This window comes from Citrobacter sp. KTE151 (genome assembly GCF_000398845.1).
Classification (GTDB): Bacteria; Pseudomonadota; Gammaproteobacteria; order Enterobacterales; family Enterobacteriaceae; genus Citrobacter; species Citrobacter braakii.
Map to the genome: position 1 here is coordinate 881,337 of NZ_KB976063.1, position 14,497 is coordinate 895,833.

General features: G+C 52.6%; 16 protein-coding genes and 1 pseudogene. 6 read left to right on the top strand and 11 right to left on the bottom strand.

Annotation, left to right across the window (positions count from 1 at the left end; translation table 11 throughout):
- Nucleotides 1-11: 11 nt before the first annotated feature.
- The gene (locus WC7_RS17280; protein ID WP_016152485.1) at nt 12-458 is read right to left on the bottom strand and encodes a YccF domain-containing protein; all 447 of its coding nucleotides are present in this window, start codon (nt 456-458) and stop codon (nt 12-14) included.
- Between the two features lie 125 nt (nt 459-583).
- Here WC7_RS17280 and helD point away from each other — a divergent pair, with 125 nt between their 5' ends.
- Nucleotides 584-2,638 carry a DNA helicase IV gene (gene helD / locus WC7_RS17275; protein ID WP_016152486.1) on the top strand — a complete coding sequence of 685 codons (2,055 nt, stop codon included), beginning with the start codon at nt 584-586 and terminating at the stop codon, nt 2,636-2,638.
- Between the two features lie 32 nt (nt 2,639-2,670).
- Here the strand turns inward: helD and mgsA are convergent, their stop codons facing one another.
- Together mgsA and WC7_RS17265 are read right to left on the bottom strand one after the other, a co-directional pair.
- Nucleotides 2,671-3,129, bottom strand: coding sequence for a methylglyoxal synthase (gene mgsA, locus WC7_RS17270; RefSeq protein ID WP_016152487.1), 459 nt, complete (start codon nt 3,127-3,129; stop codon nt 2,671-2,673).
- Nucleotides 3,130-3,222: 93 nt separating this feature from the next.
- A complete protein-coding gene (locus WC7_RS17265) occupies nt 3,223-3,885 on the bottom strand; it encodes a curli synthesis inhibitor (protein WP_016152488.1) in 663 nt (220 codons plus the stop codon).
- Between the two features lie 171 nt (nt 3,886-4,056).
- Between WC7_RS17265 and WC7_RS17260 the strand changes: the two genes are divergently transcribed.
- Entirely contained in the window at nt 4,057-4,470 is a 414-nt protein-coding gene (locus tag WC7_RS17260) for a CoA-binding protein (RefSeq protein WP_016152489.1), read from the top strand.
- A gap of 67 nt (nt 4,471-4,537) precedes the next feature.
- Here the strand turns inward: WC7_RS17260 and hspQ are convergent, their stop codons facing one another.
- Both hspQ and rlmI read right to left on the bottom strand, forming a co-directional pair.
- Entirely contained in the window at nt 4,538-4,855 is a 318-nt protein-coding gene (gene hspQ / locus WC7_RS17255; RefSeq protein ID WP_016152490.1) for a heat shock protein HspQ, read from the bottom strand.
- Nucleotides 4,856-4,912: 57 nt separating this feature from the next.
- On the bottom strand, nt 4,913-6,124 hold the full coding sequence (gene rlmI / locus WC7_RS17250; RefSeq protein WP_016152491.1) for a 23S rRNA (cytosine(1962)-C(5))-methyltransferase RlmI: 1,212 nt from the start codon (nt 6,122-6,124) through the stop codon (nt 4,913-4,915).
- 113 nt (nt 6,125-6,237) lie between these two features.
- Here rlmI and WC7_RS27080 point away from each other — a divergent pair.
- Nucleotides 6,238-6,384: pseudogene (locus WC7_RS27080) on the top strand (AraC family transcriptional regulator); the annotation flags it as partial.
- Nucleotides 6,385-6,418: 34 nt separating this feature from the next.
- Nucleotides 6,419-6,700: an acylphosphatase gene (yccX, locus tag WC7_RS17245; protein WP_016152492.1), complete on the top strand. Its 282-nt coding sequence runs from the start codon at nt 6,419-6,421 to the stop codon at nt 6,698-6,700.
- On the opposite strand, the gene tusE is transcribed toward yccX, so the two are convergent.
- From tusE to WC7_RS17215, 6 genes are all read right to left on the bottom strand, one after another.
- Complete coding sequence (gene tusE / locus WC7_RS17240; protein WP_016152493.1) at nt 6,697-7,026, bottom strand: sulfurtransferase TusE; 330 nt, start codon at nt 7,024-7,026, stop codon at nt 6,697-6,699. The two genes, yccX and tusE, sit on opposite strands and share 4 nt — an antisense overlap.
- 69 nt (nt 7,027-7,095) lie before the next feature.
- Nucleotides 7,096-7,647 carry a LuxR C-terminal-related transcriptional regulator gene (locus WC7_RS17235; RefSeq protein WP_016152494.1) on the bottom strand — a complete coding sequence of 184 codons (552 nt, stop codon included), beginning with the start codon at nt 7,645-7,647 and terminating at the stop codon, nt 7,096-7,098.
- Between the two features lie 10 nt (nt 7,648-7,657).
- Nucleotides 7,658-8,815 carry a CfaE/CblD family pilus tip adhesin gene (locus WC7_RS17230; protein WP_016152495.1) on the bottom strand — a complete coding sequence of 386 codons (1,158 nt, stop codon included), beginning with the start codon at nt 8,813-8,815 and terminating at the stop codon, nt 7,658-7,660.
- Between the two features lies 1 nt (nt 8,816).
- Nucleotides 8,817-11,534 carry a TcfC E-set like domain-containing protein gene (locus WC7_RS17225; protein WP_016152496.1) on the bottom strand — a complete coding sequence of 906 codons (2,718 nt, stop codon included), beginning with the start codon at nt 11,532-11,534 and terminating at the stop codon, nt 8,817-8,819.
- A 72-nt stretch (nt 11,535-11,606) separates the two neighbouring features.
- Nucleotides 11,607-12,113: a CS1 type fimbrial major subunit gene (locus tag WC7_RS17220; protein ID WP_016152497.1), complete on the bottom strand. Its 507-nt coding sequence runs from the start codon at nt 12,111-12,113 to the stop codon at nt 11,607-11,609.
- A 74-nt stretch (nt 12,114-12,187) separates the two neighbouring features.
- A complete protein-coding gene (locus WC7_RS17215; protein ID WP_016152498.1) occupies nt 12,188-12,931 on the bottom strand; it encodes a hypothetical protein in 744 nt (247 codons plus the stop codon).
- Nucleotides 12,932-13,239: 308 nt separating this feature from the next.
- Here WC7_RS17215 and WC7_RS17210 point away from each other — a divergent pair, with 308 nt between their 5' ends.
- Together WC7_RS17210 and WC7_RS17205 are read left to right on the top strand one after the other, a co-directional pair.
- Nucleotides 13,240-13,995: a winged helix-turn-helix domain-containing protein gene (locus WC7_RS17210; protein ID WP_016152499.1), complete on the top strand. Its 756-nt coding sequence runs from the start codon at nt 13,240-13,242 to the stop codon at nt 13,993-13,995.
- Nucleotides 13,992-14,468, top strand: coding sequence for a hypothetical protein (locus tag WC7_RS17205; RefSeq protein WP_016152500.1), 477 nt, complete (start codon nt 13,992-13,994; stop codon nt 14,466-14,468). Before WC7_RS17210 ends, WC7_RS17205 begins: the two co-directional genes overlap by 4 nt.
- The last annotated feature ends 29 nt before the right edge of the window (nt 14,469-14,497 follow it).

The window sequence follows — 14,497 nt, forward strand, 5'->3', positions numbered from 1 at the left end:
ATCGGTCCTGATTATTCGAAGCGACGACGCGCGTTGGCTTCACGCGCTGCGCGAGCAACTTCAACTGACACTACCCGGCGACCCACCGGCCACAGTGCAATCGCCGCGATTTTGAAATTCGCAATGCCAACCGGGATACCAATAATCGTAATGCACTGGGCAATACCGGAGACAATGTGCATCAGGCACAACCACCAGCCGAAGAAAATCAGCCAGAAAATATTGAGCACGGTGCCTCCGGTATTCAACAGGACGTTTTTGCCCGCTGGATTAAGCTCATCGACATGAATCGCTTCGTTACCGTAGGGAAACAGTGAGAGTCGGGTAATTTCCCAGCATGAGCGGGTCAGGGGGAGAGTAAAAATCAGCACAATACTGACCAGCGTAGCCAGTAACCAGGCTAAGGTGGTGGCGAATCCCCCGAGCACAAAATTTAAAATATTCAGAACAGTACGCATAAACCCTCGGTTAACTCTGGTTTTCTGTGAATTCGGCAATTGTAACGTTTTTTTGGGCTGGAGCACGTTTTCTCTGGCGGTTACACTGATAAGCAAACCTCTTCGTGTGGATCCGCTTGAGTCTTATGGAACTGAAAGCAACTTCTCTTGGAAAACGTCTGGCACAACACCCTTACGATCGGGCCGTTATTCTCAATGCCGGGATTAAGGTTTCCGGCGATCGTCACGAGTATCTTATTCCCTTCAATCAGTTACTGGCTATTCATTGTAAACGCGGCCTGGTATGGGGTGAGCTGGAGTTTGTGCTCCCGGATGATAAGGTGGTTCGTCTTCACGGCACTGAATGGGCTGAAACCCAGCGCTTCCATCACCATTTGAATTCGCTCTGGCAGCAGTGGAGTCAGGAAATGAGCGACGTCGCTGCGGGAGTTTTACAGCAGCAGTTGGAGGCGATCGCCACCCGCACCAGTGAGAATAAATGGCTGACGCGCGAGCAGACGTCAGGGCTACAGCAGCAGATCCGCCGCGCCTTTGCCGCATTGCCGCTCCCGATCAACCGGCTGGAAGAATTTGAAAATTGCCGTGAGGCGTTACGTCAATGCCAGGCATGGTTGAAGGACATTGAAGCTTGTCGCTTGCAGCACAACCAGGCGTATACCGATGCCATGCTGGAAGAACATGCCGATTTTTTCCAGCAAATTGAGTCCTCGCCGCTGAATCCGGCCCAGGCGCGGGCGGTGGTGAACGGCGAACAATCATTACTGGTTCTTGCGGGGGCCGGAAGCGGCAAAACATCCGTATTGGTCGCCCGTGCGGGCTGGCTACTTGCGCGAGGGGAAGCGGCGGCCGAACAAATCCTGCTGCTGGCGTTTGGACGCAAAGCGGCCCAGGAGATGGACGATCGCATCCGTGAACGTCTGCATACGGAAGAGATCACCGCGAGGACGTTTCATTCACTGGCGTTGCACATTATTTCGCAGGGGAGCAAAAAAGTCCCGACGGTTAGCAAGCTGGAAAATGATGTTGCCGCGCGTAGCAAACTTTTTATCACGACCTGGCGTCAGCAGTGCAGTGAGAAAAAAGCACAAGCCAAAGGCTGGCGGCAATGGTTAGAAGAAGAGATGCAGTGGTCTGTACCCGAAGGTAACTTCTGGGATGACGAAAAATTACAGCGCCGGCTGGCTTCCCGGCTGGATCGTTGGGTTAGCCTGATGCGTATGCATGGCGGAGCGCAGGCGGAGATGATCGCCAATGCTCCGGAGGAGATTCGCGATCTGTTCAGTAAACGCATTAAGCTGATGTCTCCCCTGCTCAAGGCCTGGAAGGGCGCCCTGAAGGATGAGAATGCCGTCGATTTTTCCGGGTTGATTCATCAGGCCATTGTCATTCTGGAAAAAGGCCGGTTTATCAGTCCGTGGAAACACATTCTGGTCGACGAATTTCAGGACATTTCTCCTCAGCGTGCCGCCCTGTTAGCCGCACTGCGCAAGCAAAACTCACAGACTACGCTGTTCGCCGTAGGGGATGACTGGCAGGCAATTTACCGGTTCAGCGGAGCACAGCTTTCGTTGACCACCGCATTCCAGCAAAACTTCGGTGAGGGCGACCGTTGTAATCTGGATACGACTTACCGTTTTAATAGCCGCATTGGTGAAGTCGCAAACCAGTTTATCCAGCAAAACCCTCATCAGCTTACGAAACCGCTCAACAGTCTGATGGCAGGCGATAAAAAAGCCGTCACGTTGCTCGATGAAAGCCAGCTGGATCTGCTACTGGATAAGCTGTCGGGATTTGTGAAGGCAGAAGAGAGAATTCTGGTGCTGGCGCGATACCATCATCTGAAACCTGCCAATCTGGAGAAAGCAGCTACCCGTTGGCCTAAGCTACAGCTGGATTTCATGACTATCCATGCCAGTAAAGGACAGCAGGCAGATTACGTTATTGTTGTGGGGCTTCATGATGGGAATGACGGTTTTCCCGCCCCGGCCCGCGAGTCGATTATGGAAGAGGCGTTGCTTCCGGCTGTGGAGGATTTCCCGGATGCTGAAGAGAGACGCTTGCTGTATGTGGCGCTAACGCGGGCACGGCATCGGGTATGGCTGCTGTTTAATAAAGAAACACCGTCGTGCTTTGTTGATGAGCTTAAACAACTGGATGTTCCGGTAGCAAGAAAACCCTGAATAGCAGGCGGCAATTGCCGCCTGCCCGGCGTTTATTTGAGGCGCTCTGCCAGATAGCGGGCGTAATCTGGGATCAAGATGTCCGTTGCATCGTTGAAGTTTGGCGACTGGATAATAAAATCGGCGGTCGACACGTTGGTGGCAACCGGAATGTTCCATACCGTCGCCAGACGCAGTAGCGCTTTGACATCAGGATCGTGAGGTACGGCGTTAAGCGGGTCCCAGAAGAAAATCAGCACATCAATTTTCCCTTCTGAAATCAGCGCGCCCACCTGCTGGTCGCCCCCCATCGGACCGCTCAGCATGGCGTTGACGTCCATTCCCGTTGCGCGTTGGATTAAGTTTCCCGTCGTGCCTGTGGCGTACAGAACGTGCTTTTCCAGCAACGGCTGGTGGCGTTCCACCCAGCTCATCAACATCTTTTTACAGTGATCGTGTGCAACCAGCGCAATATGTTTACGCGCTGGCAATGTGCGAGTTGTTAATTCCATAGTACAGCTCCCAAGTTAACCTGGTTACAGAGTACTGGAAGCTCTTGACGCTGCAAGGGAAAGACAAAAAAAATGCGTATGCGAACATAAATGTCATGAAGGAGGCTGTTTCTGAGCCCATTGCAAAAAGTTACTTCGCGTTTGCGCGTCGGCCTGCTGGTACCAATATTTTAAGCGCTGTTCGGTCAGCGTTTGCGACTGAGGCGGCACGCGATCCAGTTCAGATACCCCGGAAAGCAGCGAGCTGTCATCGGCCATCATCGTAGCAAACTGCGGTAATGACGCATGTTTAGCCGCTTTGTTATAGCGTTCAGTTTCCATTTCATAATTCACGATTTTCGCTGTGGATGTGATTGACAAAATATCCAGCTTGACGGGGATAGGCATGGAGTCCCCATCCAGCAATTCCACGCGTGGAGCGTCATCAAAATGCGCTGTGTCCCGCTCATTGTTCAGACGCGGGAGGTGGAAATTAACCTGGCTGACGAGTTGCGTATCAAAGCTGATGACCAGCGGAGGCGAAATATACAGACGTTCTTCGTGGCTGGACAAGCGAATGGTTTTTTCTACGCGAAATACGAGCTGGTGGCGACCATTTTCCAGCTCGATACTGTCGGCGCCACGCAGTAATGAGCTGGAAACTTTTTTTCCGTCCAGCACCAAAAGGTCAATATCATTAGACAGGCGTAATGAGGTAGCAAAAACGGTTACCGGCAAACACAGGGCAATTAAGGCTGTCACAATGCCGGCTTTCATAGGTTTCTCCTGTCCAGAAAATAGCTGCAAACATGTATCTAAATTTTTCGATAATCACGTTTACTAACATATAGACATATTTTTGAGTTTAGCTCTCATACGCCAGTATGGGATGAATGGTTGCGGGGTCAGGTTTGTCGTACACTTTGTTAAACAGCCTGGAGGAAAACGATGAAAGAGACCGATATTGCTGGCATTTTGACATCTACCCGTACGATTGCACTGGTTGGCGCGAGCGATAAACCCGATCGCCCAAGCTATCGCGTGATGAAGTATTTACTCGACCAGGGCTATCACGTTATTCCCGTTTCACCGAAGGTTGCCGGAAAAATGCTACTGGGGCAGCAGGGCTATGCAACGCTGGCGGATGTGCCAGAGAAAGTGGATATGGTCGATGTCTTCCGTAATTCTGAAGCGGCGTGGGGCGTCGCTCAGGAGGCTATCGCCATCGGCGCGAAGACGCTATGGATGCAGCTTGGCGTAATTAACGAGCAGGCGGCCGTGCTGGCGCGTGATGCGGGGCTGACGGTGGTGATGGATCGTTGCCCGGCGATTGAGATCCCGCGACTGGGACTGGCGAAGTAAAGTTGGACTGTCGCCGGATGAAACGCACAGGCCCGATAAGCGAAGCGCCATCGGGCCTGTGTTAGTATCAATTACGCAGGCGCGGAGCCTGAAGCTGTTTACGGATTGTGCGCGCCAGTTCATCCATTGATGGTTGCTCCGGATGTTCTTCCTGTAGCTCGCTACTCAGTTGCGCTTCGGCCAGATACGTATGCACTGGCAGACCATTATCGTCTTCCATCACCACGTGATACCAGGGAGCGGCGCGAAGTTCGCTGTTAACCGCCAACTCATCGGCTGACGGCTCATCAAGCGAATATTCCGGGTCGATATCCACGACCACTCCGAGGTAACCTAACAGGGAATGGCGGACCTGCTGGCCGATACCGAATTTGCTGGCAATCATAGTCACCTCCCGGGGAATAGATACCCTCTATGTAAGGGTAATATTCCACTTTTCAAGTTACATGATGCGACAGGCAAACCCTTTCAGATACAGCCCTTCCGGGTAGGTAGCGATCACCGGATGATCGGCGGCCTGACGGAACTGCTCTATAAATTGTACATCACGACCAGCATCTATTGCGGCATCAGCGATGATTTTCTGAAATAAATCGGTCGTCATCAGCCCGGAGCAGGAAAATGTCAGCAGTACGCCGCCTGGGTTCAGCAACTGAATAGCCAGCATATTGATGTCCTTATAACCGCGGCAGGCGCCCATCAACTGGCTTTTGTTTTCGACAAATTTCGGCGGATCCATCACGATGACATCAAATTTCTCACCGCGATCGCGATAGGCGCGCAGCAGTTTGAACACATCATCTCGCACGAACTCGGCTTTACTCAGATCCAGCTTGTTCAGTTCCACGTTCTGGCGGGCAATATCGAGTGCTTCCTGAGAGGTGTCGACGCTGACCACCTGACGGCATCCGCCCATTAATGCTGAGACCGCAAAGCCGCCGGTATAGGAGAAACAGTTCAGGACACGCTGGTTTTCCACATAACGACGCGTCGCCAGGCGGCTATCGCGTTGATCGAGGTAATAGCCGGTTTTGTGACCGTGCTGAATATCAACCAGCAGCTTCATCCCGTGCTCTTCGATAGGCAGCAGAGCAGGCGGCAGTTCGCCCGTGACGGGCCCTTGGGTCAGCGCCATACCTTCTTTTTTACGCACGGCCACATCGCTACGGTCATAAATAGCGCAGTCCGGGAAAACAATTTGCAGAGCACTAATCAGCGCGGCGCGTTGGTATTCAGCCCCCGCGCTGAGCAACTGCAATACCAGGAAGTTACCGAAGCGGTCAATAGTGACACCCGGCAGGCCGTCGGATTCTCCGGCGATCAGACGGTAGCTGTCCAGACCGTCCTTTTTCGCCAGCCAGTCACGCCATGTCTGCGCCTTCTGCAGACGACGGGTAAAGAAATCAATGTCGATGGATTCAGACTTATCGAAGGTCCAGACGCGCGCACGGATCTGCGACGCCGGAGAGAACGCACCGCGCGCTAACCATTTCCCCAGGTGGTCAACAATATCAACGGTTTCACCGAGGTTGGCTTTACCTTCCATACGTGCGACAGCACCGGAAAATACCCATGGATGGCGGCGAAGTAATGATTTTTCGCGCCCCTTGGCTAACACTAAACGAGGATAATGTGGAATTGTAGATTCAGTCATGCGGAGCAACCTCTCACAAACAGTGACGCGGGTTGGATGAAAGTACCAACCTGAAACCATTAAAATAAAATGGCGCGTAGAGTAGCACAGATGATGAGGTCAATCATCAGCGTCTGGCGCTACTGCATGATGGTGTGGCGGGGCCTCTGCTTATCGAGCGACGGTTTAATCTCACTGAACAGGTGCGACAACTTATTCTGTTATCCCCTGCTAATCTATGGACAGATCAGGAGATTGCCGGTCATCTGTCCATCGGTACCTGTTCTTTCATTTGTGTTGATAAGGAGAACCGCAATGTCGAAAGTCTGCATCATCGCCTGGGTCTATGGCCGGGTTCAGGGGGTGGGATTTCGCTACACCACCCAGCATGAAGCGCAACGGCTGGGGTTGACCGGCTATGCGAAGAATATGGATGACGGCAGCGTAGAAGTTGTCGCCTGTGGTGAAAGCGAGCGGGTGGAACAACTGATGAAGTGGTTGAAAGCCGGGGGACCGCGCAGCGCCAGGGTTGATCGGGTTCTCAGCGAACCGCACCGCCCTGGCGACGAGCTAAAGGGATTTAGTATCCGCTATTAAATACATTTCACCGGTTTCGGCAGGCCGGCAATTTTAGTTGCCTGCTTAGCTGGGCCTTTCGGAAACAGGCGATAGAGATAACGGCTGTTGCCTTTTTCTTCGCCAAACTTGTTGGCCATCGCTTTTACCAGCATGCGGATAGCGGGGGAGGTATTAAACTCCAGATAAAACTCGCGAACGAAACGCACCACTTCCCAGTGTTCGGGGGAGAGAACGATACCTTCGTTTTCGGCGATTTTCTCCGCCAGCGGCTCGCTCCATTGCGTGGTGTCTTTCAGATAGCCTTCGCTATCGGTCTCAATTTCATGGCCTGCAAAAATGAACATAGTGCTCTGTCGATAAAGTAAAAACCGCCCTTAGTTTAGCAAATAAGGGGCGGCGTGAGAAACCTCGACCTACAGAAGAAGCTGTAGCAGATTGTTGGCATTAAGCTTCTTCAGCGCGTTGCATTTATACGTCGATACCTGTTTTTCGCTAATCTGCGTCATATGCGCAACATGTTTTACCGATTGACCGTTAACCAGCCTGTCGAGAACATTGAACTCCATGCCAGTCAGGCAGCAATTCAGACTGCGTACCCGACGGGGCTCTTTAGCAAGCAGATACGCCGCATCCACGACGGCAATTCTGTCATCAATGATATGTAAGGTCAGCGTGGCAAAACGCTTTCGTAAATGCGTGGCCAGTGCCCAGCCTTTTTCATTGCACACCAGATAAACCGTTCCCTCCCAGCGCCTGGCCTCCAGTTGAAGCAGAATGTCGACCAGCGCCAGATGCGTCCTCGCGACGGAAAAGCGGCAACGCACAACGAGGGTGTCGCAGGCCAACAGCGAACGGTGCCACTGTAACGCGCCGCTCTCAACTTGAGTGTGAGCGTTACGGCGCAGAAGGGCGTAGCGCAACCCTTCGGCATAAAAACGATTATTATCAAGAATGACGTAATTCACGGCGGCCTCTTTATAACGTACTGGGTGTGTAGATGATGCGTAGCGTGCCGGTGTAATCCCCGGCGTTTTTACTGCTGGCTGCAAACGCTGGGGTTTTCAGAACAATAGGGGCAGGTACGCACAGTACGCTCTCACGTCCGCCGGGCAGGACGACCTGACGCAGATGCTGCGGATCGTTGGTGCCTTGCCAGACTAGGGTTTTACCGTTGGCGACGGTTTCGGTTGCGCCCGTGACGGGATTAGTGACGAAGACCTGATAGTCGAGACGATCCCGCGCATCGGTCTGACTTCCGCCGCGTCGCCGGATTGAAAATGCCTCTTCAGCACGGTCCGTTGAGGGGAGTCCGTCGTCCTCAAACCGAAGATAAGTGCGGGTGCTGGTACTGTTTTTGCCGTCGTACAGGCACATATCCAGCGTGTTTTCACCCTGGATTTCACTGCCACCCGGCCGCCCCGGGAAGTTGGTCAGGTTGAGGTTAACGATAGGCGTTGAGTGCGGAAATGCCGGCAGATAAATCTGCTGATTACCCGGATCGACAACCTCAATGCGCATCGTGGCCTGCCAGCTAGCAATGGCGCGATAGCCTGGACATCCGGTATTGGGGTCAGCGAAGTTCCCGCCGCAGTTGCCACTATCCCATTGACGCAGGTTCTGCCTCAGCGTTGCGGTCCAGATACCCGGCAGAGTGAGCTTTTCCAGTTCGCTTTTCACGATATAGAAATCGAAGTAGGGTTCTCTGGTCCAGTTTGCAACAATCTCTGTCCCTCCCGTGATAAAACTGGGATAGGTAAAGACTTTATTATTGAAAAACATGTAGTGGTCGCCATAGACCTTAAGATCCACCGTTTTGCTGGTAAGGGCATGCGTAAAACGTAAATTGATGGCATAAGGTGTCCCCGGGTTCGCCGTGAACCAGGCCGGGGCGGTCATGCAGGCGCCAACTGTGGAGTCGGTACGGGACAGACACGTCAGAGTATTACGTCCCCACTTTTGCGGATCGGCGACATCATAGCCGCTCGGTTCATGAACCCAGATATCAAAGCGCGCGGGGGGGGCCATGCGATCGAAGCTGATATCGACGCTGGTGTTTCTTCCGGCAGGGGCCGCTGCCTGAGTCTGACCCGCCCACAGGCTTAAAAAAAGTAAAATAATTAAGTGCTTGTTCACATCATTTCCCTTTTGTGACGTTGTCTGCATTCATGGCAGTTGGACCCGTTGGTACCGATCGTCCGGCGAGCATCAGCTGTGCCTGTTGCTGGACAGTATCCGGCAGGGCAGAGAAGGTTAATTCCCGGCAAGGGATCGACCCGACGTAACGCACGACGTCGCGCATAGTCTTTACATTCAGCTCGCACTGATAAAACTGCTGCTGACGCACCAGGTAGAGGTTATGCAGCAGAGCGTCGCTTTGAGCGCTAAACCCGCCGTTGCCAAGGTCGCTCCAGCCGTTAACGTTCAGTGGCACGCCGCCGATAAACGGCGAATGTTGCTCGTCAGTTAACTGGCCGAGCCAGGTGTAGCTTGCCGTGGTTTGCACGTCCCGGCGGAGCAGTTTGCCTGGCACCATAAATAACGTTCTGCTGCCTGAACCTTGTGTGATTTCACTGCTGGCACCCCGCGAGACATCCAGCGATTCGTTAATCGTCAACGTAGTCTGCTGATAGCCCGGCACGGCGAAGAGGGCGCGGCTATTGCCTGGAATGTCTGCACTGCCGCCGTTATCCAGCGACACGGCAATGCTCGGATCCTGGGAATCTTCCGGTGTGGCAACGTTAACCGCGATGGCTGAAGCAGGACGTCCGTCGCTCCAGCGGCCCAGCCACAGACCAGAGCGCGACAGCGCAAGCGTGGAGTTGTAATTGCCGCTGCTGCTCAGGGTATGGCGCCCATCCTGACGATCCCAGGCATCGCTGACTGTCAGGCTCCCGTTGCCATATCGTCCGCCCTGGCGCGTGTAGGCAGAGGTATTGAGTGAATCGCTGTTAATACCTGATGCGCTCAGTCCATACTCATTTTCACCACGTGCGTCGGCATACCAGTTGTGCGCCACGTTATAGGTCAGCTGGTTTTTTTCATGCTGCTGGTGCTGCCATGTCGCGCCCAGAGAGGTATAGCTTGTCGCATTGCCCTGACGGTTATGCGCCATTGACAGGCTCACGCTCAGGTAGCCGCCTTTATCCCTGCCTTCGCGTGAGTCATCGTTACGCATGAAAAGGTTAATGCTGCTGTTGATGTTCAGACCACGCGTGCTGAAAGCCGTACTCAAGCCACCCTGCCAGGCCCGCGTGCGTGAGCGGGTCATATAAACCGACTCCCAGGGCAAGCCTGCATCGTGGCGATCGTCACTGTCCGGGAGTTCCCGACGAGAAACGTACCGTCCTTCGTTGCGGTTATCCGAATATCCCAGGCTGGCGTACCAGGTGCCGACAGGGACGGAGAACATCACCGACAGGCTTCGGTAACAGCCATTTACGGCGTCATATCCCGCGCTTCGGGTATTGCAGTTTTCTGCTGATAACGCGTTGCGATAGAAGCTCAGTGAAAAACCGTCGTTATAGCTGATTTGCTGAATATTGCCGCGTTGTCCTTCGCTGCCGTAAAGGTAGCTAAACCGGGTCGAGAGTACGCCATCGATCGGACCCGCATTGAAACCACGACTCCAGTCGAGTGCATTTTCCAGAAAACGTTGGTTTTTCTTTATCGCTGCGCCACTGGTGAGTGCCAGCGTTGGAGTGACAGGCAGGCGGACACCCGCCTGCGCGACCGCGCTACGTTCATCGTTTTGATTGTTATTGTCGGTTTCGCCCGCCTGCAGGAACCACTCGACGCGGTCAAACGGCGTAATACCGGTGCGGGTAAACGGTATCTGCTCGGTACGTGTCAGCCGGTTATTTTCATAGACGGACAGCGTCACGGTATAGCTCCCATCGGGGAACGATCGCGTGTCCAGGGTCTGAGCCCCGGCATTGAGATAAAAACTGGCCAGCAGCTGATTGCCCCGGCGGGCGTCAATACGCGCATCATGGGAAAGCAGCACGGTGATGGGGGTACCCTTTGACTGCTGAACCGGATTGATCCATGCCCTTGTCGAGCCTGTGCGCAGGCCGCGAATTTTGCCCAGCGGCAGTTGGCTGAGGTTGATATTCCCACCAGCATTACTGAACAGATCGCGGGTATCCATCTCGCCTAACTGAATATAATACTGACGCCAGATATCCTGGCGAAACCAGGCATTGTTGACAGTTATTTCTTGTTGCTGCTGGTGCCTTGAACGCTGCCCCAGCCAGGTCCAGTCGAGATTAAAGTAGCCGTCCTGCGTCATGGCCAGCGCGCCATTGCCCTGAACGGTGGCTGACTGGTAATCCCTGTCGGCAACAAAATTGATATTCTGTTGATGGATCAACGCATTCTCAGTGCCCTGCGTAGGCTGATACCACTGGTTTTCTGTGGTCTGTTTAGGCAGAAATTTCTTGTCCAAAAACAGACTAATGCGCGCGTTATTCTCATCATAGATAATGGCCGCACGATGGGTATCAATGTAATCACATCCCGTTGCGGAGCCATTGCTGCTGCACGCCAGGTTGCCGTTACGGGCAAGTGGAACGGCGAGAGCTGCGGACACGGTGGCAACGAGGGCAGGAGCGTCATTAAACTGACGTTTGATAGCCGCGACCACGGTTTCGGGTGCGACAAAACTTACCGATTCAAGTGTGATATCCGTTTCAAAAAGGCCAAGCGATTCGCCATAGAGGTTAACCTCTATCCACAGACGCTGCGTTTTCGCCAGATCTTCGAAACCTGCCGGGACGGCCATCTCGGCGCAGGCGAGTTGGATGGATGCGGGTAATAAAGCAACTAAGAGGAGAGTATTTCTGTGAAACGCCATGACCAAGCCTCGACATCATCCTGACGTCAGAGGGTGGGCACCCTCTGACGTTATCCCTTATGTACTGTGGTGTTACGCACCGCCTTCCGTGGTCGTCGCCTGCGTCAGCATCAGGCTGACAACGCCGCTGTACTGACCGGTTTTCAGAATGCCTTTGGTGGTCTGAGAAATGGTGAGTGGCAGTACCGCTGAACCGTTTTCAATGCTGCCTGGGAACAGTTCAGTTCCGGTAAATTCGGCATCGGTGGTAGACAGTGTTTTATCACCCAGAATCACCGTCATCGGTACAGTCTCGTCGCCATCCATATTGGTGAGCTTAGCTGCGCTAACGAGGCGCACTTTGACATTGCTGGTGGCGGAGTTAGACCACACCTTGGTGTTCAGGCGGTAGCTTTCCAGCCCACGACCTGGCAGGTACTGCATGTCGATGCTGGCCGGCAGTGGCGTGTTGTCGGCCTGAGTCATATCCAACTGTGAGTCAACGCTGGCGTTGACGGTAATATCTTTTTGAATCGCCAGCGCGCTAAAGGACGAGGCCATCGCGGCAACAATCATCAGAGGTTTAATATAGTTACGCATTGATATCTCCATATTTACAAATGAGCACCTTGGCTCTTTAAACAAACTACGTGGGTTTTTACTGTGCCGTCGTGTTATTGCACGACGGGTAAATCAGCTTCTTCAGCGGTTTTATTCACCCAGTTGAAGTAGCGGAACTTATATTTCTGACCCTGTTTCATGGTGAGCGTTTTTAATTTCCGTTCAGTGTCCGGATAAATCGTCGCGTCTTCTTTTATCCATTTACACGATGAAACAGCATCACAAATACCAATCTCTCTGAGCGGCACACGCAATGTGCCGCGGTTTTTTAACGTTCCCCGGCGAGGGTCAATCGACAGTGAAATTACGTTTTCTTCTGGAGCAATGTGGACCAGTGCACCCCAGATCACATTGACACCTAATGTCGCCATTGCTGCAGGGGTTTCTGCCTTGCCCGGAATAATGCTGTCAGGTTGTTTTACCCCTTCAAAATAGACACGCCAGGTGGTCTCTTTTTTCGGAGGTATAAGCGATACCAGACGAACAACGCGCATCGCGCCTGCAGCTAGAGCAAATTTCTCGGGCGTAACCACCACGCCACCTTCTTTCCACGAAGCGACGTCAATTTCTTTTTCCTGGGCCGTTCCGGGATTAAGAATTTTCTTTTGCCTCACCCGAATGAACTGAATATCATCCGTTTTTGAAGCCACCTTAATTTGCGCCGCACCGGATCTGTCTACATTCAGCTCCATGGGATACACGCTCATATTGGCCATTGTCATTTCTGAGAAAAATGGCAATGACAGCGCGACGACATAAAAGGCGGTTGTCATGCTCACTCTTTTTTTCTGTTTCACAATCAGTCTGCCTGCTCTGAGTTTAAAGGCGGCGCGTTAACACCAGGACACCGTCTGCTTTCGTATCGCTTCAGGGCAGGGAAACTTTAACCAGAACAGCGGTTTGTGAAAATTTGTATTAGTTAACTCGTTATATACAGTTTTTTATCCTGCTTTTATGGCTTTAAGGTTGTATAGTTAAGTGAAAATACCGCGGCCAAGGATGGGAGGAAAATTCCTTCTGATGAAAAAATAAGCAGGTCAGGGGGCGGTTTTCATATCGACGTACCAGGGAATAAAAAGCATGCGGTAACAGCCGAGAATAAAAGATGTTTTTTATATGCAATAATTCGTTGTTATTTGATCCTGAAGCACATGCAATAAGTCTTGTTGGACAACCCGAGTCTGTATTAACACTTTCGGCGCCAGCCGTTCGTCTTTTACAGGAATTCATTAAACACCGAGGACGCGACTTAAGCCGGGAGGAATTGATCGCTCGCGTGTGGGAAGAATTTGGCTTTACGCCATCAGGAAATAATCTCAATAAAGCGGTAAGCGAACTGCGTAAAAGCTTCCAGTCTCTGGGAGAGGGGCACGAATTGATCGTCACTGTCCCGCGCTATGGTTTCCGTTTTGATGCTGATGTGATTTTTCAGCCTGGAGAGAAAATTCAAGCCGTTGATCCGCAACCCCCCTCAGCGCAACAAGACGTTCTGCCCCGGCGAGTATCCCTGAAAAAGTGGTTCAGAATAGGGGCATTGATTGCCGTGCCGTTGGGAGCGATCTTTTACGTTAGCCGCCCGCAGGAGATAACTGTTCCGGCGAAATTAAAGCCGGTCCAGGAAAAAATCGCGCGTTGTAGTATCTGGGTTATCGAAGATCATGGACGGCCGTTAGTGCTATCAAAATTAGCTGAGCGACTGGAGGCCAATGACGTGGCGTGCGAGCGCGAGGAGTATGCTATTTATTTTTTCAGCGCCCGTTTTTCGCTTGCAACTGCTGATGAACTGTTTATCGGGGCCTGCCCGGTCAATAAAACACGTCTGTGCAAGACCATTCGCTATAAAAACGGGGCTGGAAAATGAAAATAAGGCTTCTTTTTGGACTGGGCGGAGCCCTGGTCGGCGGCGCGCTGGCGCTGTTTTACTATTGCGGCGCGACGGGAAAAAGCGATGTGCTGGCCTGCAGCACTGAATTTAACTTTACGCGCAATGAGGGGAAAGCAAGTGAAGTGAAGGTAAATGCCCTTGCTCAGTTCTATTTTCATCGGGACGGTACAGGGTTGACCACTTATAAAGGTGCGGCAAGAGCTGGCGGGCAAAATTTTATCGTTGACAGGGATGTAGACTTTACGTGGGAGCAGCGGGACGATGACAACGTCATTGTATTGACCTACACCAAAACCTGGCTTCGCCACAGTGACAATACGCCGAATGCCCAATGGGGGAGCTTCGCCTATCCGACCTCACGCTACTACCTGACGATCTCTGAACTTTCACCTGCTGTGTGGCTTATTCAGGACCGGCGCTATCCTACCTATATCTGCCGGGGTCAATAAGGTATAAAAAAAGAGAATGCCAATGGCAT